The sequence below is a fragment of the Nonomuraea sp. bgisy101 genome, from assembly GCF_057708945.1.
This window is the reverse complement of sequence record NZ_JBYITD010000028.1, coordinates 123,357-143,002: the sequence shown is the minus strand read 5'-3', so window position 1 is coordinate 143,002 and position 19,646 is coordinate 123,357. Positions and strand designations below refer to the sequence as shown.

Annotated in this window: 16 protein-coding genes and 6 pseudogenes; 9 read left to right on the top strand and 13 right to left on the bottom strand. The window is 69.6% G+C overall.

Features of this window, described 5'->3' with window-relative positions; genetic code table 11:
* The 3 genes from AC3EO4_RS40360 to AC3EO4_RS40350 form a co-directional block, all read right to left on the bottom strand.
* Positions 1-580 (bottom strand): TetR/AcrR family transcriptional regulator (locus tag AC3EO4_RS40360; protein WP_431900727.1); only part of this gene is annotated, 580 nt, incomplete at its 3' end.
* Positions 567-1,997, bottom strand: coding sequence for an FAD-dependent monooxygenase (locus AC3EO4_RS40355; protein ID WP_379580756.1), 1,431 nt, complete (start codon positions 1,995-1,997; stop codon positions 567-569). The genes AC3EO4_RS40360 and AC3EO4_RS40355, both read right to left, overlap by 14 nt.
* A 900-nt stretch (positions 1,998-2,897) precedes the next feature.
* A complete protein-coding gene (locus tag AC3EO4_RS40350) occupies positions 2,898-3,899 on the bottom strand; it encodes a helix-turn-helix transcriptional regulator (RefSeq protein ID WP_379580754.1) in 1,002 nt (333 codons plus the stop codon).
* Positions 3,900-3,992: 93 nt separating this feature from the next.
* Between AC3EO4_RS40350 and AC3EO4_RS40345 the strand changes: the two genes are divergently transcribed.
* Both AC3EO4_RS40345 and AC3EO4_RS40340 read left to right on the top strand, forming a co-directional pair.
* Positions 3,993-4,391, top strand: coding sequence for a VOC family protein (locus AC3EO4_RS40345; RefSeq protein WP_379580753.1), 399 nt, complete (start codon positions 3,993-3,995; stop codon positions 4,389-4,391).
* Positions 4,392-4,490: 99 nt separating this feature from the next.
* A pseudogene (locus AC3EO4_RS40340) lies at positions 4,491-4,700 on the top strand (helix-turn-helix domain-containing protein); the annotation flags it as partial.
* 269 nt (positions 4,701-4,969) lie between these two features.
* Here the strand turns inward: AC3EO4_RS40340 and AC3EO4_RS40335 are convergent.
* Positions 4,970-5,512, bottom strand: coding sequence for an Atu4866 domain-containing protein (locus AC3EO4_RS40335; protein WP_431900723.1), 543 nt, complete (start codon positions 5,510-5,512; stop codon positions 4,970-4,972).
* 430 nt (positions 5,513-5,942) lie between these two features.
* Here AC3EO4_RS40335 and AC3EO4_RS40330 point away from each other — a divergent pair, with 430 nt between their 5' ends.
* Positions 5,943-6,242 carry an Atu4866 domain-containing protein gene (locus AC3EO4_RS40330; protein WP_431900721.1) on the top strand — a complete coding sequence of 100 codons (300 nt, stop codon included), beginning with the start codon at positions 5,943-5,945 and terminating at the stop codon, positions 6,240-6,242.
* A gap of 58 nt (positions 6,243-6,300) precedes the next feature.
* On the opposite strand, the pseudogene AC3EO4_RS40325 reads toward AC3EO4_RS40330, so the two are convergent.
* The 4 genes and pseudogenes from AC3EO4_RS40325 to AC3EO4_RS40310 all read right to left on the bottom strand — a co-directional run.
* Positions 6,301-6,576: pseudogene (locus tag AC3EO4_RS40325) on the bottom strand (transposase); the annotation flags it as partial.
* Positions 6,577-6,695: 119 nt separating this feature from the next.
* A pseudogene (locus tag AC3EO4_RS40320) lies at positions 6,696-7,699 on the bottom strand (winged helix DNA-binding domain-containing protein).
* A gap of 97 nt (positions 7,700-7,796) precedes the next feature.
* Positions 7,797-8,831, bottom strand: coding sequence for an aldo/keto reductase (locus tag AC3EO4_RS40315; RefSeq protein ID WP_431900719.1), 1,035 nt, complete (start codon positions 8,829-8,831; stop codon positions 7,797-7,799).
* Between the two features lie 106 nt (positions 8,832-8,937).
* Positions 8,938-9,360 (bottom strand): VOC family protein, encoded by a 423-nt coding sequence (locus AC3EO4_RS40310; protein WP_379580748.1) that lies wholly within the window; start codon positions 9,358-9,360, stop codon positions 8,938-8,940.
* 105 nt (positions 9,361-9,465) lie between these two features.
* Here AC3EO4_RS40310 and AC3EO4_RS40305 point away from each other — a divergent pair, with 105 nt between their 5' ends.
* The 3 genes and pseudogenes from AC3EO4_RS40305 to AC3EO4_RS40295 form a co-directional block, all read left to right on the top strand.
* Positions 9,466-9,933 (top strand): helix-turn-helix transcriptional regulator, encoded by a 468-nt coding sequence (locus tag AC3EO4_RS40305; protein ID WP_431900716.1) that lies wholly within the window; start codon positions 9,466-9,468, stop codon positions 9,931-9,933.
* A pseudogene (locus AC3EO4_RS40300) lies at positions 9,825-10,061 on the top strand (WYL domain-containing protein); the annotation flags it as partial. The gene AC3EO4_RS40305 and the pseudogene AC3EO4_RS40300, both read left to right, overlap by 109 nt.
* Before the next feature lie 116 nt (positions 10,062-10,177).
* Positions 10,178-10,359, top strand: a pseudogene (locus tag AC3EO4_RS40295) (transposase); the annotation flags it as partial.
* Here AC3EO4_RS40295 and AC3EO4_RS40290 read toward each other — a convergent pair.
* Both AC3EO4_RS40290 and AC3EO4_RS40285 read right to left on the bottom strand, forming a co-directional pair.
* Positions 10,332-10,550, bottom strand: coding sequence for a GNAT family N-acetyltransferase (locus AC3EO4_RS40290; RefSeq protein WP_379580791.1), 219 nt, complete (start codon positions 10,548-10,550; stop codon positions 10,332-10,334). The pseudogene AC3EO4_RS40295 and the gene AC3EO4_RS40290 overlap by 28 nt on opposite strands.
* Before the next feature lie 624 nt (positions 10,551-11,174).
* Entirely contained in the window at positions 11,175-12,050 is an 876-nt protein-coding gene (locus tag AC3EO4_RS40285; RefSeq protein WP_431900713.1) for a LysR family transcriptional regulator, read from the bottom strand.
* Between the two features lie 93 nt (positions 12,051-12,143).
* Here AC3EO4_RS40285 and AC3EO4_RS40280 point away from each other — a divergent pair, with 93 nt between their 5' ends.
* Both AC3EO4_RS40280 and AC3EO4_RS40275 read left to right on the top strand, forming a co-directional pair.
* A complete protein-coding gene (locus AC3EO4_RS40280; RefSeq protein ID WP_431900711.1) occupies positions 12,144-12,881 on the top strand; it encodes an SDR family oxidoreductase in 738 nt (245 codons plus the stop codon).
* Between the two features lie 91 nt (positions 12,882-12,972).
* On the top strand, positions 12,973-13,176 hold the full coding sequence (locus tag AC3EO4_RS40275) for a hypothetical protein (RefSeq protein WP_431900739.1): 204 nt from the start codon (positions 12,973-12,975) through the stop codon (positions 13,174-13,176).
* Between the two features lie 464 nt (positions 13,177-13,640).
* Here the strand turns inward: AC3EO4_RS40275 and AC3EO4_RS40270 are convergent.
* Positions 13,641-13,997, bottom strand: a pseudogene (locus AC3EO4_RS40270) (MmyB family transcriptional regulator); the annotation flags it as partial.
* A gap of 473 nt (positions 13,998-14,470) precedes the next feature.
* Positions 14,471-17,974 carry a hypothetical protein gene (locus AC3EO4_RS40265; protein ID WP_431900709.1) on the bottom strand — a complete coding sequence of 1,168 codons (3,504 nt, stop codon included), beginning with the start codon at positions 17,972-17,974 and terminating at the stop codon, positions 14,471-14,473.
* Between the two features lie 239 nt (positions 17,975-18,213).
* Here AC3EO4_RS40265 and AC3EO4_RS40260 point away from each other — a divergent pair, with 239 nt between their 5' ends.
* Positions 18,214-18,918, top strand: a complete 705-nt coding sequence (locus tag AC3EO4_RS40260; RefSeq protein WP_431900707.1) for a hypothetical protein — start codon at positions 18,214-18,216, stop codon at positions 18,916-18,918.
* Positions 18,919-18,975: 57 nt separating this feature from the next.
* Here AC3EO4_RS40260 and AC3EO4_RS40255 read toward each other — a convergent pair whose 3' ends face one another.
* Complete coding sequence (locus tag AC3EO4_RS40255; protein ID WP_379580741.1) at positions 18,976-19,572, bottom strand: helix-turn-helix domain-containing protein; 597 nt, start codon at positions 19,570-19,572, stop codon at positions 18,976-18,978.
* Between the last annotated feature and the right edge of the window lie 74 nt (positions 19,573-19,646).

Sequence of the window (19,646 nt, the reverse complement as noted above, 5' to 3'; positions counted from 1 at the left end):
CTGCAGCTGTCGGCGTTTGATAGTGGGCCAGAAGAGCCCGTACGGCGGTGCGGATCGGCTCGCTTGGGGACTCGGGGGTGCCAGTGGTGAGGGTGGTGAACAGGATGCCCAGCACGCTCATCTCCAGGAGCATGGCGTCGTCCTGGCTGATGTCGATTCCGGCGGCGCGGCATTGGCGGACGATGAGATCGCTTCGGCCGTGCAGGGCGTCGGTCAGCGTGTGTCGCAGGCGGGGATTTCTGGTGCTCTCCAGGTGCAGCTCGAACAGGGCCAGCGGATCGTGCCGGCCGTCGGTCAGCATCGCGGTCAGGACGGCGACCAGCGCCTCCTCCAGATCGGCGGGCGAGATCGGACAGACGGTATAGGCGTCCACACGCTCGCCGAGCCGGTGGGTGATCCGCTCGATGACCCCGTTGAGGAGCGCGTCGCGGGTGCGGAAGTAGCGCGAGGTGGTGCCGGCCGGTACGGCGGCGGCGGTGTCGACGGCCCGGTGGGTCAGCCCGCGTGACCCTTGCTCGGCCAGCACTGTGATGGCCGCGTCTGCCAGGTGGTCGCGGCGCTGTGGGTTAGGCGGTGGCACGGTTTCCTTTCAGATCGGCAAGGTCGGATGGGCCACACCATTTCACCAGAGCCGCTTCGATACCGGTGTGATCCCCGGCCCAGGCCACGTAGCCGTCTGGGCGGATCAGTGTCGCCTCGGGCCGGGTGCCACGAAGGGGCGTGGCGTGCCGTACGCGATCGCGCCAAGGGGTGGGCACGCCCTCGTCGGAGAGCAGAACGAATGTGCCTGCGCGCAGCACCTCATACAGACGGCCGGCGTCTGTCGGGCCGTCGGCGGCGCGGCGCCCGGCCAGCGGGTGTGCGTCCGGCTCGCTGGGCGGGTAGGCGAACTCCAGGCCGGACAGCCTTCCGAGGATGCGGCGGCGGCCGGGACCGGTGTGGAGCAGGGTCGCCATGATGCGCCGGTTGATTTCCAGGCGCACTCGTGAGCCGCTGAGTACCAGTCCGGTGAGGTGGTCGGTCATGGCCAGGACGGCGGAGCCGACGGGGTGCCGCTCGGCGTGGTAGGTGTCGAGCAGCCAGGTCGGCGCCCAGCCGTGCAGCGTGGCGGCGAGCTTCCAACCCAGGTTGACGGCGTCCTGGATGCCGGTGTTCATGCCCTGGCCGCCGATGGGCGAGTTCACATGGGCGGCATCCCCGATCAGGAAGACCCGTCCTGATCGGTAGCTGCGGGCCTGCCTGCGCTCGGCGACGAAGCGGGAGAACCAGCGCGGCTCACTCATCCCGTAGTCGGTGCCGGCGATACGCCGAAACGCCTCGCGGATGAGGGCGAAGCCTGGGTCGTTCTGCTCTTCCCGCAGCCACGCGCCGACCCTGAACCAGCCGTCGCCGAACGGGAGGGTCACCACCACGCCCTGGGTGCCGACCTGCGTGATGGGCGGCGGCTCGGAGGTGGGGATGCGGACGTCGGCCAGCAGCATGGGCAGGCTGTAGGCCGCGCCGGCGAAGCCCACGTCGACGAGGTCGCGGACGGTGCTGTGAGCGCCGTCGGCGCCGACGACGTACCTGGCCTCCAGCTCGCCTCCGTCCTCAAGCCTCAGCCGTACGGACTCGGCGTCCTGGGTCAGGCCGACCACATCGGCGTTGCGGCGGATCTGTACACCGAGTTCGGCGGCCCGCTGCTGAAGGAGCTTCTCCGTGCCGTTTTGAGGCACGAGCAGTAGCATCGGATACCGCGTGTCGAGCCGCCCGAAGTCGACCCGTGAGGCGTAGGCGGGATACACCGTCCTGAGCGGGTTGCCTCCCGCGACCAGTTCGTCGCCCATGCCTCGGGCGTCGAGCAGTTCCAGGGCCCGGGCGTGCAGACCGAAAGCCCGCGTGACGTTGGACTCGCTGCCACGCTTGTCCACGATCGTGCAGGACACGCCCGCCAGAGCGAGCTCGCAGGCGGCCATCAGCCCGGTGGGGCCGGCTCCCACGATGACGACGTCGTGCATAGCGCCCTCCATTCGCTACATATGTATCGCTACATATATAGCGCATGAGTGGCTGAGCGCCAACGCCCGCGCTGTTCGCCAGGAGCTCAGCCGTCGCCTACCGCCCTGTGTGCCGGCGGACACCGGCGGTCTACAGGGGGGCAGACCAAGTACGGGAGAAAGGGGACAGTGGGCTGCTGAGCTGCTGGTCAGAGGGGTGTTCCACGGATGATGTGACCCTCCGCTCGGGTTTGATTGCGGTTTGGTGACCAAGTCCTCTGTTGGAGTTGATCGTCGCTACGGTTTCGGCGTCTGAACGCCGCGATCGAGGCGAGGGAATGCCTTGGGATGACGTGGATCGAGCGGACCGCCTATCCGCAGTTCAAGCGGCTGACGTCGGCGCGGGTGCTGCACGTGTTCTTCACGCCTTCACCGGAAGAGGTGGACTGGGCGCCCGGAGTCGTGCTTCGCGCTGGTGCTGGCGTTGAAGTGCTTCCAGAAGATGGCGCGCTTTCCGTCCCCGGCTCAAGAAGCCCGCCCAGCGGGCCACCTGGTCGCGGCTCAGGGTGACTGTAGGTAGTCAGTCATGTCAGGTGCACTGCCTCGGTACTACCGATCTGAGCGCGGTGGCCGCGGACGAGCCGGTGTCGTGGGTGGCGGTCGATGAGGATCTCGGGCTGCATGTTGAGGCGTGCGCGTACTTGGCGGGGCTGCGCGGGGACCGACGCCGTCCTGACCGTTCGAGGCTCCAAGTTTGGCAGGTCCCTGCTGGTCCCGCTGTACCCAACCACCACCAACCACCTGCGCGATAACGCCCGACGCCGCGACGAACCTCTGCCCCGCCCGATCCCCCGGGAGTTCGCGATTGCTGAAGTGCTCTCATGGGGGAACCCGCGCACCGAGGTCTTTAGCTGTGCCATCTCACGACATTGGTTCCTCGCTGCGGGCGTAGGACGCGAGGCGTTGGGCGAGCCCGATGACGAGGTTGCGCAGTTCATCGGGGCGCTCGATGACGAACGGACGGTCGAGTGAGGCGAGTACCGGAGGCAACCAGTCGAGCCGCTCCACCCGCAGCTCGACGCGCAGCCAGCGCTCGGTCGCCCGGTCCTCGCCTGCCACGGGCGCGTACTCCTCCAGGCTCGCGACGCTGGCGGGAAGGCGGGCACGGATCTGCCCGACCGTCCCGTGGATCCGCAAGGTCACCTCATGCCGGTACTCAGCCGTGGCGAACGCTGACAACACACGCTGTGCCGGATCGGGACCCACGGGCGCCTCGAATGAGCCGGGCAGGGTCCTCGCGTCTGCGATGCGATCGAGCCGGAAGGTTCGGTCCTCGCCGATCTGGGCGTCCTTGCCCGTGACGTACCACCGGCCCGCATGGGCGACGATCCCGTACGCGTGTAGCGTGCGTTCGCTGCGCCGGCCGTCGCGGTCGGTGTATCTGATCGAGACCGGTCGGCGGTGGCGTACCGCATCGGCGATGGTGAGCAGGACGCCGGCGTCCGGGGTGGCGGACTCACCGGGCTGATCCGTGAAGGCGAGAGCTTCCAGGAGCGTGTCGAGCCGGCGGGCGACGTGCTTGGGCAGCACCCGCCGGATCTTCGCCGATGCCGTCTCGCTTGCCGTGTGCTGCGTCGTCGTCAACCCTGCTCGTCGGCCGGCGACCAGGCCGAGCAGCACGGCCAACGCCTCGTCGTCGCTGAGCATGAGCGGAGGCAAGCGGTACCCGGGGGCGAGCCGATACCCGCCGTAGCGGCCGCGCACCGATTCCACGGGCACGTCCAGGTCGATCAGCTGGTCCACATACCGCCGCACGGTGCGCCCTTCGACGCCGAGCCGGTCGGCGAGTTCGGCCACCGTCCGGGTGCCGCCCGACTGCAGCAGCTCCAGGAGTGTCAGCACGCGGCCGGTGGGTCGAGGCATGTTCGCAGCCTAACGCGAATACAGGACCGATTCTGTCCACTATTTCTCCTAATCTGCGACGTGCACGCCTGCAGCACAGCCAAGGAGATTCCCATGGACTTCGTCTCGATCCGCATCATCACCAGCGACGTAGCGCGCCTTGTCGAGTTCTACGAGCGAGCCACAGGGGCGCGGGCGACGTGGGCCACCGAGGACTTCGCCGAACTCAAGACCCCCAACGCCACCCTCGCGATCGCCAGCACCCGCACCGTCCCACTGTTCGCCCCGGGCTCTGCCCGCCCGGCGGACAACCAGAGCGTGATCATCGAGTTCCGCGTCGACGACGTGGACCGCATTCACCAGAACCTGACCGGCTTCGTCACCGACTTCGTCTCCGAGCCCACCACGATGCCCTGGGGCAACCGGTCGCTGCTGTTCCGCGACCCCGACGGCAACCTCGTCAACTTCTTCACCCCCGTCACCCCGGCGGCCATCGAGAAGTTCGCACGTTGACGCCAGGCACAGCCGCTCACGCGGGAGCCTTGAGATCCCAGGGCTCCCGATGAACGTGTCCGCCGAGTCCAGGAGCGCCAACAGCAGGGGCACCGGAACGCACCGCTGACCCCCGAGGGACGTCTGCGGTTGTGCCTGCGGATCGACGCTGGCCGGCCGATCGCGCACATCGCTGCCGAGACCGGGCTATCGCGCCGCTGCCTGGCCAAGTGGCACGCCCGCTGGCGCGCACACGGCGAGAACGGCCTGCTTGACCAATCCTCCCGCCCCGCCACGAGCCCGGCCCGCACCCCCCGAGGACATCGCTGACCTGGTGGAGGCATTGCGGCGGCAGATCAAGCATGGGCCCGCGCGGCTCGCCGTCGACCTTCAGCGGCTGCACGGCGTCACGGTCGCGCCGGCGACTGTCCACCGCATCCTGGTGAGGAGAGGACTCAATCGGCTCCGTAACCTCGACCCGCCGACCGGCGAGCTGCTGCGCGAGGTCGTCCGCTACGAGCACGGCCGGGTCGGCGACCTGGTCCACGTCGGCATCAAGAAGCTCGGACGCATCCCGACCGGCGGCGGCTGTCGGATGCTCAGGCAATCGGGGTGTTCAGCCCGTCGATCCAGAACCGGCCCTGATAGGCGTGTGGGCGACCGCCCCGGGTCTCGTCGTAGCGGCCGTCGGCGGTGAGCTCCTGGTGCAGGAAGTCCTTCCGGTCGATCCAGACGCCGACCCGTGGGCTGCCGGGCAGGTCCGGTGCGGCCGGGATACCCGCCTCGGGGGCGGTGGTCCGGCCCGGGGCGGCGGTGCCCGCCCACAGGACGGGCCGGCCGGCCGCGACCAGTGCGCGGACCTGCTCCGGCCGGGACATGAGGGTGGCTACCGCGCTCGGCACATCGGCAGCGAGTTCGTCGGGCACCACCAGAAAGTCGGTGGTGTTACCCGGGGTCAGCGTCGCGACGTACTCCGAGCGGCGGCCGCGTCCGCCGGCCAGCGCGACGGTGTCCACGACGGCGGGGACGACGGTCATGCCCGTGCAGTCGACGACGATGGCGTTGTCGTCCTCCGCAGCGGTGACGATGGCGGGGCCGACCCCCACGATCAGGGAACCGACGAACAGGATGTCGGCACTCACGGTCCCGATCAGCGGGAGCGCCGGTGCTGCTACGAGGAGATGCTCGGCAGTTGCAGCAGCTGCGTGACCATCAGGTTCGTCGCGCGGCGGAATCGGAACCAGGCCGCCGTATCCCCAGGTGCGCGGGCCCCCATGGTCGGCCCCGCTGGCCCGCAACGGGCACCAAGGGCGGCTCGGACAGGCTGCCGGTGCGGAGAATGACGAGTCGGAGCCCCCATCCAGTGGTGGTGATGTCGCAGCCACCAGCGGGAGGGATGTGGTCACGACCTCGCACGTTCCGGGTGGCCGCATCCGGGGGACTCGCCTATTTCGGCACCCTGATTTCGCTGCGCCGTTCCGCTCGCGACGGTGGGTGCGCCGCCCCCAGGAAGCCCGCACCTGGGGAGACGGCGGCCTGGTTGCCACCGGCCGCTGCGCCAACCATGGAGCCATGACCAGCAACGACACGCCCCGCGACCCTCACCCGTACGTCGGGATGTGGGTGACCGCGGACGGATTCATCCGCCAGGAACTGCTGCCGAACGGCCACTACGACGAGGCCCGCGGAAACCGTCAGAGCGCCTATACCGGCCGCTACACCGTCACCGGCAACCACATCGACTACGTCGACGACACCGGCTTCACCGCCACCGGCGACATTCGCGACGGCGTTCTCTTCCACGAGCTCCTGGTGCTCTACCGCGAGGGCGACGAGCGCGCCCGGCAGGGAGGCATCCTGCCGCGCGGCTGATAGGTCACGCGGAATTCAGGTCTGTCTAGACAACGGTGTATCTCGATCTTGAATGGTTCTATCGGGTGGTCGGGGTCAGGCGGCCCTCGAAGGTGATGGCGAAGGCGTTCAGGGCGGCTTTCCAGCGGGTGATCCAGCGCCTGCGGCCCTTGCCCGTCGGGTCCAAGCTCATAATCGCCATGTAGACGCACTTGAGCGCGGCCTGCTCGTTCGGAAACTGGCCGCGCGCCTTGACCGCCCGCCGGATGCGGGCGTTGACCGACTCGATGGCGTTGGTCGAGCAGATCACCCGGCGGATCTCGGTGTCGAAGTGGAGGAAGGGCACTGTAGCGGCGGCGCCCCGTCGCGGAGTCCCCACGTAAGGGAGTCGTCATGCGGTTGTTGAAACAGCTCGTGCCTGTCGCGGTGGTCGCCTTCGCCGGCGATCAGGTCGGGACGTGGAGCGCATGATCGTCAGTTTTTCGTGTCGAGTTGGATGTGCTCGATGTCTTCGTCCAGGAAGGTGGTCAGGTCCTGGGCTTCGGCGTGGACGGCTTCTTGTTCCGGGGCGGTGAGGGGCCGGAGTGGGCTGATGTCGAGTTGGTGGTTGCGCACGGTCCAGGTGGCGGTGACGCGTCCGTCGACGAGGACGGTGCGGTGGCCTGCGACGGACAGACCGAGGTGGGGGGCGTCGATGATGCGGCTGCGGTCGTGGTAGCCGAGGATGGCGTTGTCGAAGGCCGGGAGGAACCGGACGGGGGCGGGGGTGTCGGGGTGGGGGCGGGGTGCGTCGGGCAGATCGAGCAGTTCGCGGCCGCGTTCGTCACGGAAGACGACGAGTTCTTCCCGGGCGGCTTTGACAGCGGCGGGAAGGCCGGCGAGGCCGCACCAGGCGCGTAGGTCCACGCTGGCGGCGGGCCGTAGGCGGCGAGGTAGCGGCGCAGCAGCTGCTGCCCGACGGGATCGCCGTCCCCGTCGGGCAGGGGGTCGATGTCCCGTCGCAGCCAGGTGGTCAACGGCAGGTTGCGTACACCGGCGCGCTGTTGCCACAGGCCGCGGGGCGGCAGTTGGGCCATGGGGATGAGGGCTGCGACGAGCAGCTCGCCTAGGACCCGGCGTGGTGGGCCGGGCCAGCGTTCTTCGACGGCTTGTACGAGCTCCCTCATGGTGCGGGGCTGTTGGTCGGCCATGACCGTGCGGCCCGCGGCGGCGACCTCGTCCAAGTCGATGCCGGCCAGTTCGCGTCGGTAGGTGCCCAGCACGCGCTGGCGCAGCATGGTGTCGTGGCGGGCTCGCCAGGCGAGCGCGTCGTCGGAGGTGACGAGGTGGACGGTGCGGCGCATCAGGTGGGTGCGCACCACGGTGCGATTGGTCAGCGCATCGTCCAGCTGTTGGGGCTTGAAGTCGGATAGACGTGACCACAGCCCGATGAACGGTTCCTGGGGCTCTTGCGCCTGCAGGCCGCACAGGTGGGCCACCGCCTCGGGCACGGATGTGTCGCTGCGCGTGAGCAGGTGCTGGCGGGCGAGGGTGGCGCGGTTGAGGGTGCGGCTGTCGAGGACGGTCATGGAGTTCTCAGGCTGCGGCTCGCTCGTAGGGCGGGCGTCGGCGCAGGTCGGTGAGGGCGACGGAGAGGGGATTGTACGAGACGTCCAGAGGGCTGATGTCGGTGCCAGGCGGGACGACGGTGTCGATCTTGTCAAGGATGTCGTCGCCCAAGGAAAGGGTGGAGCCGGCGAGCAGGTTGTTGAGCTGGTCCATGGTGCGCGGGCCGATGATGGCGGCAGTGACGTCGGGGTGGCTGATGGCGAAAGCCATGGCCAGGTGCGTGAGAGGGTGGCCGGCTTCCTCGGCGATGGTCAGCAGTTGCTCGACGGCATCAAGCTTGCGCTCGTCGGTGAGGTGCTTCGGGACCCACCGCATGCGCGGGTTGTCGGGCTGCTGTGGAGTGTTCTTGCGGTAGCGGCCGGTGAGCAGTCCCATGGCCAGCGGGCTCCACACCAAGACGCCCAGGCCGTATCGGCGGCAGGTGGGCAGCACCTCGCGCTCGATGCCACGGTTGAGCATGGAGTAGGTGGGCTGCTCGGCGCGCAGGCGGTGCAGGCCGCGCTGCTGGGACACCCACTGGGCTTCGACGATCTCCGAGGCCGGCAGGTTGGAGGAGCCGATCGCGCGGACCTTCCCGGCATGTACAAGGTCTGTGAGCGCGGAGAGGGTCTCCTCGATGTCGGTGTGCGGGTCGGGGTGGTGGATCTGGTAGAGGTCGATGTAGTCGGTCTGCAGCCGCTTCAGCGAGCCCTCGACCGCCTGGATGATCCAGCGCCGGGAGCTGCCGCTGCGGTTGGGGCCGTCACCCATCGGCCCGTTGAACTTGGTGGCCAGCACGACCTCATCGCGGCGACCTTTGAGTGCCTTTCCGACGATCTCCTCGGTCTCGCTGTAACCGTAAACGTCGGCAGTGTCGATGACATTGATGCCCGCATCCAGCGCACGGTGGATCATGTCCACGCAGTCGCCGTGGTCCGGATTGCCCATCTTGCCGAACACCATGGTGCCCAGGCAGTAGGCGCTGACTTCGATGCCGGTCTGTCCCAGCTTCCGCATCCGCATGGTGACCCACTTCTTTTCGCTGTTGTACGTGTTCGGTGCCTGCGCTGTCCGGGCCCCGTGTGGCTGCGGCGGCCCGGACGACACAGGCATGTCAGGCCGGTTGGTTTCAGCCGTTGTAGGGGGCGGTGACGTCCAGGACCCAGGTGACGCCGAAGCGGTCGGTGAGCATGCCGTACAGCGGCGCCCACTGCGCAGGCTCCAGCGGACGCACGATGGTCGAGCCCTCGGCGAGCTTGCCCCACAGGGCGCTGATGTCCTCGGCGTCGTCACCGCGTACGGAGACGAAGAACGGGTTTTCGCCCTGGTTCCAGGGCAGGTGCGAGGGCACGTCGTAGGCCATGACGTGGAAGCCGTTGTCGCCCGCCACCTCGCCCCACATCACCCAGTCCGCCTCACTCTCGTTCTGCACGGCGCCCGCGTCCTTGTAGGTGACCGCGACAGTACGTCCGCCGAAGACGGACTGGTAGAAGTCCAGCGCCTCACGTGCAGTGCCCCGGAAGTTCAGGTGAGTGGTGGTCGTAACAGACATGACGTGCTCCTTGCTTCGCGTGACGAATACGCCGCCGACCGGCCAAGCCCAAGTGGCGGTCGCCGTGACCAGGAGCGATGCCTCCCGAACGGCTCGTATGCCACCATGCCGGAGGTAAAGGACAGGTTGTGTCCTGTACTGCGAGAATTGGATGTCATGCAGAAAACGTCCTCCAGGCTGCTCGCGCTGCTCTCGCTGCTGGAAACGCAGCGTGCCTGGTCCGGCGAGGATCTCGCCGAGCGTCTGGGCATCACCTCGCGCACCGTGCGCCGTGACATCGACCGCCTGCGCGAACTCGGCTACCTGATCAGGACCGTCAAAGGACCAGCCGGCGGCTGGAGCCCGGCGCTCACATGCCACCCATGTTGTTCGACGACGACCAGTCCGTCGCCCTGCAGACCGCAGCCACCGTCACCACCGTCGCCGAAGACGCCACTCGCGCCCTGGCCACCCTGCGCCAGGTCATGCCGTCCCGCCTACGACACCGCATCGACCTGCTGCGCATCACCGCCGTCCAACCGCCCGCGGCCCGCGACACCTGTCAGGTCGACACTCAGGCCCTGGTGGACCTGAGCCGCGCCATCCACGCCCGCGAGGAACTGCGCTTCGACTACACCCCAGGCCCGAGCACCTCAGCCGGCAACGTCCGCCGCGTACAACCCCACCACCTGGTCACCTGGCGTAATCGCTGGTACCTCGTGGCCTGGGACGTCGACCGCGAGAACTGGCGCACCTTCCGCGTCGACCGCATCCGGCCCTGCACACCCACCGGCCCCCGCTTCACCCCGCGCGAACTCCCCGGCGGCGCGACACGGGCAACGCCCGTAACGGCAGCCGGTCCAAGAGGTACTGACCGACGTCGGGCCGGTGGAGATCAGCCTGCCGCGGGATCGGGACGGCAGTTTCGAACCGAAGATCGTGCGCAAGCGGCAGCGGCGCCTGTCCCTTTCCAGGGCGGTGGCGGGCGTCGATCATGCGGCTTTCGTCATGTGGACCAGGTCCACGCCAGGCTTCAGCGTTTCGTGGCGCTCCTCGATGTAGCCCAGGCGTTGGTATAGGCGGATGTTGGCCGTGCTCAGGTGGCCGGTGAACAGCGTGAACCGCTCGACTCCGACCGGTGCCCGCCGCTCCAGCGCGCCGAGCAGCCGAGTGCCGATCCCTTGGCCCTGCGCGTCGGGCGCGACGGTGATCCGGCCGATGCGCCAGACGCGTCCTCGCGCCGGGCGCGGGCGGCGCCGATGATCCGGCCGTCGCGTACGGCCTTGACGGCGACCGAGTCGGCCAGCTCGGCTCGCAGCTCATCGTGGCTCTGGACCAGGGCTGGCAGGGAGAAGTTGCCGTAGAGCCGACCCTCGGTCACGTACGCGGCCCGCTGCAGGGTCAGGATCTCCCCGGAGTCCGCCGGCTCGACGGGAAGGATCGATATCTCGCGCATGAGGCGAAAGCGTAGTCGTAGCGGCCTTCACTCAAACCATGATCATTCGAGGGGAGACGCCGGACGAGAGTCGCCGCAGTGGTTCGCGAGATCGATCTCAGTACGCTGAGGCCAGCGTCCCGTCCGGCGCTGATAGTGCGGGTGGTCCGGCCGACCGCCGCACAGCAGCGAGGGCCCGGCGCCATCTCCGTCAGGTGCCGGGCCCTCGCGTAGAGGGTCGAAGTCCTCGTCCGACCCAGGCGGCCAGACCGGATAACGAGGTGGGTGGTCGACAGCTCCAGCACATTTGAGGTGCTTGATCCTCCAGAGGCTCGCGCCAAGCTCACTCGCGCCGCGGCGCGGGCGGTGACGGAGGTCTGTCGGGAGGAGTGACAGAGCTCTATCGGGAGGATCCGAGCTGTACGGCGATCCTGATCAGGCTGGCCAGGGCTGGTGAGCGGCTATGCGTGGGCCAGGCGATGTGTGTGACGACGGGGGGCGCGTCGGTCAGAGGGATGGCGGCGTGCTCGGACCACAGCCAGGCGCGCGCGGATTCCGGCAGGACCGCGACGGTGCGGCCCAGGGCGACCAGTTGGGCCAACTGCGTCTGGTCGTGGATCTCGGGGCCTGGGCCGGGCGGGTAGATGCCGTGTCTGGGCCAGCGTGCTGGTGGGAGGTCGGGGAGGTCGCTGATGTCGGCCATGGACAAGGTTTCGCGCGCGGCGAGGGGGTGTCCGGCGGGCAGGACGGCGAGCTGACCCTCAGCCATGAGTTCCTCGCTGTCGAACCCGGCGAGGGAGTTGAACGGCACATGCATGAGCGCGACGTCGGCGCTGCCGTCGCGCAACCGTGCTTCCTGGTCGCACATGCTGCACTGCAGGACCTCGACCTCGGCGGCGTCGGGCTGGGCCGCGTAGGCGTCGAGGAGCGTCTGGAGCAGTTCGTGAACTGCGGCGGTCTTCACCGCCAGCACCAGACGGTTGCGCGCGCCGCCCGGGTTGTCGGCTCCGCCGGCGCGGCGGGTGCGGCGGGCGGCGGCGGTGGCCGCGTCGAGTGTCGCGCGGCCCTCGGACAGCAGCACCTGCCCGGCATCGGTCAGCGCGACGCCACGGCGGTTGCGTTCCAGGAGGCAGACGCCGAGGCGCCGTTCGAGCTGCTGGATCGCGCGCGATAGCGGCGGCTGGGCCATGCCGAGGCGTTCGGCGGCCCGGCCGAAGTGCAGCTCCTCGGCGACGGCCACGAAGTATCTCAGCTCGCGAGTCTCCAAGGTGTCCACGGCCACAGCGTACGCCAGCGATACCCACCGGGTATGACAGCGAACTCGATCAGTGTTGGCCGGCGCGCCCACCTGGGAGCGAGCCTGGACGGCATGAACGAAACGAAGATCGCTCTTGTCACTGGCGCGAACCAGGGAATCGGATACGCGATCGCCAACGGGCTCGGAGCCCTCGGATACCGCGTGGCCGTCGGAGCGCGGGACGCGGGTCGGCGCGAGACCGCCGTCGAGAAGCTGCGCGTCGCCGGGGTCGACGCGTTCGGCGTGCCGCTGGACGTGACCGGCGACCGGAGCGTCGCCGGCGCCGCGGAGCTGATCGAGCGGGAGGCCGGTCGGCTGGACGTGCTGGTCAATAACGCGGGCATCTCCGGACAGATGGGTCCGGGCTGGGTGCAGGACCCGACCACGCTCGACCTCGACCTGGTCCGCACGGTCGTGGAGACGAACGTCATCGGCGTGATCCGGGTGACGAACGCGATGCTCCCGCTGCTGCGGCGCTCGTCCTCGCCGCGCATCGTCAACATCTCCAGCAGCGTCGGCTCCGTGACCAGGCAGGCCGACCCGGACATCGAGATCGGTCCGGTCATGGCGGCCTACGCGCCGTCGAAGTCGTTTCTCAACGCCGTGACCGTCCAGTACGCCCGGCAGCTCGCCGATACGAACATCCTGATCAACGCCACCTGCCCGGGCCTGGTCGCGACCGCCTTCACCGGCTTCCACGGCCCCCGCACCCCCGAGCAGGGCGCGGCCACTGCGATTCGGCTCGCCACGCTGCCCAACGACGGCCCGTCCGGCGCGTTCTACGAGGACGAAGGCGTCGTCCCCTGGTAAAGGATGATCCCTGACCGCAGGTCGGGGCGGACAGGTCGGCATCGATGTCGAGGGAGAGGCAGCAACACAGTTACCTGAACAGCGTCCAACGATGCTGACCCCCAGAACCGAACAGGGCGGCTCCCAATCCGGGACCGCCCTTCGCTATGCAGTGCACAGGACTTCGGAAATCAGTGCGATCATGAGCGTGGACCCGACGGGCAAGGGCCGCAAGCGCTGGATCACCCGCTGGAAAGCCGCCCTGAACGCCTTCGCCATCACCTTCGAGGGCCGTCTGACACCGACCACCCGATAACTAATCAAGATCGAGATACACCGTTATCTAGACAGACCCGGAACGGGATGCCGACGGCGCGAGTTGCAGTACGCCAGCCCGCAAAAACAGCTCAAGCCGCGTGTGCGCATTCGAACGTCCGGCGACGTCCGTGTGGCGACTACCGCTTCAGGCCATGGAACAACAGCTCGGCCATGACATGGCCATGGCTCGATGCTATAAGGGTCCGCGATCCGCGCACCGACGATCTGTGCAGCAAAGTCGCGACCGCGGCCGCATTCAGCGCGGCGGCGATCGCCTTTGCTATCGATCACCCCGCCACGTCGATGTCAGCGAGATCATCGTCCGTTCCACCGCCGGCCAGGCCCGAGCCGTTCGCCGTCCCCACTCCGAGCGATGGGCGGTGTCATCAGCTCGCGCAGGTAGCGGGAGGCGATTCTCCTTGGTGGTCGTGGGCCCATTTCGTATGCGCGTCAAATAGGAAGTCAGGTGTCGCTGAGAGCCCAGCCGGATTCTTCCTGCACCACCTGTGCGGACTCCCCTCGGTCGGCGCGGGACCGGAGTTCGGCGAAGGCAGCCGCGGTGGCACTCGCCGGCTCGGCCTGGTAGACGACCAGCTGCTGGTGCGGGGCATCGTTGACGGTGAAGGCCGAGAATTGGATCTCCAGAGCGCCGACCTCGGGGTGTGCGAGGTTCTTCGCCTGCTGGGTCTTGCCCTTCACCTCGTGCCTTGCCCACAGTTCGGCGAATTCGGGGCTCTTCGCGCACAGCGTGTCGACGACTTCGGTGATCCGCGGGAAATCGAGGTCGTATCCGTAGGCCGCGCGCAGTTCGGCCACGCACGAGTTCGCGGCTCCCTACAACGGCAAGCTGTGCTGCATGAGCACCAGCCTCGTCGGACCGGGGCCTGCACTGGACTCGCCTCAACGGCACCGTCTGGGATCCGCTCACCGTGGTCCCCGACATGCGGCAGCGACAGCGGGCCGGGCGAGGTCCCCTTTGACCACCTGGACCGTGCCGGGAAGGTGGGCTGTGTCGTGGCAGGGTGCCACGGTTGGCCGCCTCGCACCCGCTGTGCACCAGGGCCCAGAGCACGTCATCGATCCAGTCGACGCCGAAGTCGAAGGCGAACACGCCCTCCGACTGCCCGCGCCTGATCAGATCGGTCATCGATCTGGGAGATCGACCCTGGGGCGTCGGCGTCGGGCGACGTGTTGTCGAGCGCCTGGCAGCCGCCGTCTCCGCCTCCGGTGACCTCCTCCTGGATGCGGACGTTGCGTCGTGCCGGCCGGAGGTCGATCGGCCGGCACGGCGTTCAGCCGACGGTGGTGTCCCAGGCTTGCTGGCGTATCTCGAGGTATGGGGAATCACGCAGGTCTCGGATGATCTCCCGCCATGGGGGCGCCCAGTCGGTGTGTGCGCCGCCCCACTGGGTGAGCGTGATCGCGAACAAGGCGCCGGCCAGGTCGCCGCCGGCCGTCAGCCGCCGGATCGCGGGCAGTGTGGCGGCGGGCGGCACCTGCGGACGGCTCCGGTAGCTGTCGTACAGCTCGGCGGCTACCCGCTTGGCAGTCTGAGCCGCCAGGATCGGCCGGTTCCCCAGAAGGCCGGCCAGCGTACACAAGGCATCACCCAATTCCGCGTCCGATGTGGGGAGCAGGGCTATCGCCAGCCGCACCGCCTCGGTCAGCAGGAGCGGCCGGGTGGCGAGCAGGTCCATCGCGTCCTGGGCGAGCCGCCGCTGCCACGGCCGCTCCTCGTCCAGCATCGTGGCCAGGCTTTGAGCGATGGCGGTCACGCGCGTTCGCGCCGGCGCCCGCAGGTTCTCGCCGGGTACGGCGGCGGCCAGCCGGGCGAGCACGTCGAGCGTCCGGGACTGGATCGCCCCCGTCCGCAGCAGCGCCAGGAACACCTCCATGATCTGCCCGTCAACCCCCGGGTCGGCCACGGCCTCAAGGATCTCCTCGAAGCCGCCGCGGTACCAGTGCGCCCACAAACTGAACGCTTTCGACCCGCGGAAACGTACCCCGGGCAGGTCGGCGGACATGAGCAGCCGCCGTACGAGGTCCGCGTAGCCGGGGCGGGCGGCGGGAGCGTACTCCATCGGGTGGGCCTGGAAGAGCGTGCGCAGGATCACCTCGTCGGCGTACCTGCCGGGGGTCTCCATCAGGGCGGCCAGGGTGCGCGGGTCCTCGAGCATGCCGCGCAGCACCGCGGCCACGGTCGCGCGTACGTCCCGATGCAGGCCGGGGTCCGCCCATGCCCGCAGCAACACCTCCACCGCGCCCGGCGGGCGGTCGCGGCCGAGCCGGCGGGCGGCCAGCTTGCGCAGGGTGATCTTGCTTTCGGGGGCGGTCAGCGCCTGCTCCAGGAACGGGCCCAGCCGCGACGGGGCGCCGGACCGGCAGGCGCGCGCCAGGGCGATCACCGCGACACGGGAGGCCGGGCCGCCGGCGTGCCGCAGGAGCAGGGGCATCGCGTCGGCGCCCGCCATGGCCATGACGGCGGCCTCGGCCAGCACTGTGTTCTCGTGGTCCGCCCAGGTGGCGAGGAGGTCGAGCCTGCCGCCGACCCGTCCGAACGCCTGGACCGCCGTCGCCCGGACGGAGACGGGCAACCGCTCGTCGCCGACGGTGGCGGCGAGCTTGGCGCGTACGCGATCGCGCTGGTCAGGGGTCCATCGGCGGGCCTCACCCTCGACGACTGGCGGCACCCACGAGGGGTCGGCGAACCGGCCGCCACAGTCGTGCTCGAGCAGCGGCAGGAGGAGATCAGTACGGCGCCGCGCCACCACACACCACACGGCGGGCAGCGTCACGGCGGACGGCTCCTCCAGAACGAGCCCGACGATCCGCTCCATCCGCCCGTCACCCGCTCGCACCGGCCGCTCGGCCGCGCCGGGTTCCGGCGGTGGGGTCCTTCGGTGGCGGCCGGGTCGGTGGGACAGCCATAGGTCGGCGGCCTCGCGGGCGAGAGGCTCCGGTGCCTGGCAGATGGCGGCGCGCAGGTCGTCCTGCAGTTCGGCCAGCGCCCAGCCGCGTCGGCCGAGCGTGTGGGCGAGGGCCACGGCCATGGCGAAGTCCCCCCGCTCGTGCGCCGCCCGCAGGTGCGGCCGCAGCAGCGCGAGCAGGTCGTGCTCCTGCCCCATGCGCAGCACCCGGTCCAGCTGATGCTGATCCGTGGGCGTGCCGGGAAAGCCACGATCACGACGGCGGCGACGGGCGGGGGCGGGCCGACGTGTGTCAGGGTGGGGCACGAGCGCTGGGAGCCCCGCCGCGCCGTACCGGGCCACCAGCGATGCGTATACGCCCATCCCCCACGAGACCAGCGCGGGCGCGAGGGCCGGGTCGTGGTGCCGCAGCACCCGGCCGGCCAGGCTGCGCAGCGCCTCCCGGGTGTCAGGGGAGGAGTCCGGCGCCTCGGCCGCGGCGGTGGCGATGCGGCCCAGCGTGGCGGCGAAGGAGTCGTCGAGCAGCGCGGGCGGCACCTCCAGCAGCGCGGTCAGCAGGTCCCGGCGAAGCGGGTCCCGTTCGTTCACGGTGCGCAGGGCCAGCTCGGCCAGGAGGTCATGGAGCAACGCCCGGTTCCGCGTGCGCGCCGTGCACCGTACCAGCAGCGTCCTGGCCAGTCCGCGCCGCCGTGGATCCCCTCCGACGGCCGCCTCGCGCAGCGGGCCGACCGCCTCCTCGTACGGCAGATGGCTGGTGAGCTCCAGCGGGATATCCGGATTGTCCAGGTGGGAGCGGGCTGAGTGCCACACCGAGGCGTGCCAGTCGAGTATGCGCCTGGCCTCGGCCGCCGCCGGCTCGGGAGGCAGGCATCCGAGCAGCCGCATCGCCCACAGCCGGCCGGCTCTGCCCTGCGCCTGCGCGGCCGCCTCGAAGATCGTGGCCCGGCGGGCGGGCGGCAGCCGGCGCAGCACCGTGTCGAAGCGATGATCGACCGAGGCGAGCCGCAGCAGTTCGGCGTCCGACGCCGAGCTCAAGTGGCGAAGCAGCGCTTTCGGCGGTTCTTCCCAGAGAGGGGAGGCTTCGGCGATGAACAGCCTCCTGGCGCGTACGGCGTCCGCCCTGAACAGCGCGTTGGCGACCGCGCCGGGAAGCTGGGCGAGAACGTCACGCAGGTCGTACCGTTCCAGCAGTGCCATCATCCGGTCCGGTTCGGAGAGCGCGGCAAGCTCCACGCCCGCGCCCCGGCGGCGCCACCAGGTCCACGGGCGCACGCCGGTGGCCAGTTCCTGCTCGGCCACCGCCATGATCGCGCCCGCATGCCGCTTGGCCATCGTCGTCCAGGACGTCACCGCGTGGGCCAGCTCCGGCAACCATCGCGGGACCGCCGCGGATCCGCAGGCCGGCAGCAGCGCGGCCGCCTCGCGGTCGCCCCATCGGGCGCGCACGTCCGGCAACAGCGCCTCTGCCAGCGCGTGCCGGCGGCCGTGCACCAGCGTACGGTACAGCGCGCGCCGCAGGTCGGCGGGCGCGTCGTCGAGCGCGGCCCGCACCGCCGGATCCGGTACGGGCAGCGTGCGCACGGCACGTAGGGCCGAGCGCCGCAACCTCATGTCGGGTCCGGCGAGAACCTTCTCGATAAAGCCGAGGTCGCGGGCCGCCATGGCGAGATGCAGTGCCGTGTGCCGGGCGTACTCGTCCCGCGCCGACAGCTCGTCCAGGAGAACACGCAGATGGGGGGTGCCGGCCAGGCGGCGGGCGTGCAGCGCCAACGCCCGCGCGCGCCGTGGGTGGGGAAGAGGTGCGAGACGCGCCAGCAGCGCGGTCGCGGGGAGATCGATCTCGAGGGCCGGCTCTTCGACCGGCTCCATGGGCCTCAACGGCCTGGGCGGAGAACGCCCTTTCCACTAGTCATGCCGACGATGGTGACCCAAGATCCCCTTGCCGCGCAACTCCGCCCGAGCCTCCTGCCCGCCCGGCGGCGCGCATGAGTACCGCCTCGCGAAAGGTCGCGCTGTTGCGCGGCCAGGGCGCCACTCCCCCGCGGCTACTGCCGCGACTTCCCTGCTGTCCTGTGAACCGGGCGGCCCATGACCACGTCGTCCAGGACATGAAGCGAATCGTCGCGCTCCTGCTCCTCGTCGCCGGCTGCGGAACACCCCTGGCGGACGCCGCCGAGCCCACCTATACCTGCCATGACCGGCCGATTCCGCTGGACGTGATGAGCACCGGCCGCCCGGCGACCCAGCTCGGCCCCGACGGGCGGGCCGCGCTCAAGGGGCACGAGGTCCGCCCGGTCAAAGACCTGGACAAGTGGCGCATCGTCGAGGAGGCCGGCGAGCGCGTGGCCCTCATCAAGGAGTTCGACGAGCCGGAGGAGCGCGGGAGGGCGACGGTCACCCATGACTTCCTGGTGGTCGAGCGCTTCGGCCCGCCGGCCGCGGACGGCCGACCGAGCTGGCACATGCGCAGCTCGGGCGGCTGCAACCTGCAACGGGACTTGGGCGACCTGGGTGTCGCCGAGGTCGCCCTCGACCCGGCGAAACCGGCCATCGGCAACAGCCTCCACCTGCTGGTGACCGAACAGGCCTGCGCCAGCGGGCAGTCGGCCGACGGGCGTATCCGGGTGGTCGGCCTGGAGGAGACGGACCGGGACGTACGCCTGGTCATCGGCGTCGAACGCGCCCCGGGCGACCTCCACAACTGCCTGGGCAACCCGGCCACGCCGTACACGGTCGAACTGAGCCGGCCGCTCGGCGACCGCGTCCCGCGCGACGCCGGCCTGCACCCCATGCGCGAGATCGTGAAACCCTAGGGCGGACGGCCGTCGGCGTCGCGAGCGGCGGCCGGCGGGTGAGGTTCCTGAGCTTTCTCACTCGGCCGGGCCATGTCTCGGTGCTGCACGGACGTGCGCGCGTTCGCCTTGTTTGCCGATGAGACTCAGGAACTCGACGGGACCGGCGCTGGTGGCCCCGAACCAGTGCGGGGTGCGCGTGTCGAACTCCGCGGCCTCCCCCGGCTTGAGGGTGAGGTCGTGTTCTCCGAGCACAAGGCGGAGTGTTCCGTTGAGGACATAGGCCCAGTCGTAGCCCTCGTGGGTGCGCAGATCAGGTTCGGCGTCGTCGCTTCCGCTCGGGAGGACGAACTTGTATGCCTGGATTCCTCCGGGTCTACGGGTCAGCGGCAGGATGACCGAGCCGTCGCTGCATGGGATGGGACGCAGATTGATGCGGGGGTCGCCGGTCGGCGGCGCATCGACGAGCTCGTCGAGTGTGACCCCGTAGGCGCGAGCAAGCGGAAGCAGCTGCTCCAGCGTGGGACGTCGCAGGCCTGCCTCGAGCCTGGACAAGGTGCTGGTAGAGATGCCGGTCTCCGCCGCGAGGTCGGCGAGCGTGACGTCTCGTTGCAGCCGAAGGCGTTTCAACCTCGGTCCGACGGCGTCAAGAGTGTGATCAATGGCTTCATCCACCACTCCATTTTGCCATTCGGCAACAAGGTTTGCGCATCCGCCATCTCTGTCAGCACCATGAAGAACGCCGAGGG

Bases quoted from the DNA above. Each gene is read 5' to 3' on its own strand.
- AC3EO4_RS40260 (WP_431900707.1), top strand. From the start codon at position 18,214: ATGAAGCGAATCGTCGCGCTCCTGCTCCTCGTCGCCGGCTGCGGAACA.
- AC3EO4_RS40330 (WP_431900721.1), top strand. From the start codon at position 5,943: ATGACCAGCAACGACACGCCCCGCGACCCTCACCCGTACGTCGGGATG.
- AC3EO4_RS40275 (WP_431900739.1), top strand. From the start codon at position 12,973: ATGCTGACCCCCAGAACCGAACAGGGCGGCTCCCAATCCGGGACCGCC.
- AC3EO4_RS40280 (WP_431900711.1), top strand. From the start codon at position 12,144: ATGAACGAAACGAAGATCGCTCTTGTCACTGGCGCGAACCAGGGAATC.
- AC3EO4_RS40350 (WP_379580754.1), bottom strand. From the start codon at position 3,899: ATGCCTCGACCCACCGGCCGCGTGCTGACACTCCTGGAGCTGCTGCAG.
- AC3EO4_RS40310 (WP_379580748.1), bottom strand. From the start codon at position 9,360: ATGTCTGTTACGACCACCACTCACCTGAACTTCCGGGGCACTGCACGT.
- AC3EO4_RS40315 (WP_431900719.1), bottom strand. From the start codon at position 8,831: ATGCGGATGCGGAAGCTGGGACAGACCGGCATCGAAGTCAGCGCCTAC.
- AC3EO4_RS40265 (WP_431900709.1), bottom strand. From the start codon at position 17,974: ATGGAGCCGGTCGAAGAGCCGGCCCTCGAGATCGATCTCCCCGCGACC.
- AC3EO4_RS40305 (WP_431900716.1), top strand. From the start codon at position 9,466: ATGCCGGAGGTAAAGGACAGGTTGTGTCCTGTACTGCGAGAATTGGAT.
- AC3EO4_RS40355 (WP_379580756.1), bottom strand. From the start codon at position 1,997: ATGCACGACGTCGTCATCGTGGGAGCCGGCCCCACCGGGCTGATGGCC.
- AC3EO4_RS40345 (WP_379580753.1), top strand. From the start codon at position 3,993: ATGGACTTCGTCTCGATCCGCATCATCACCAGCGACGTAGCGCGCCTT.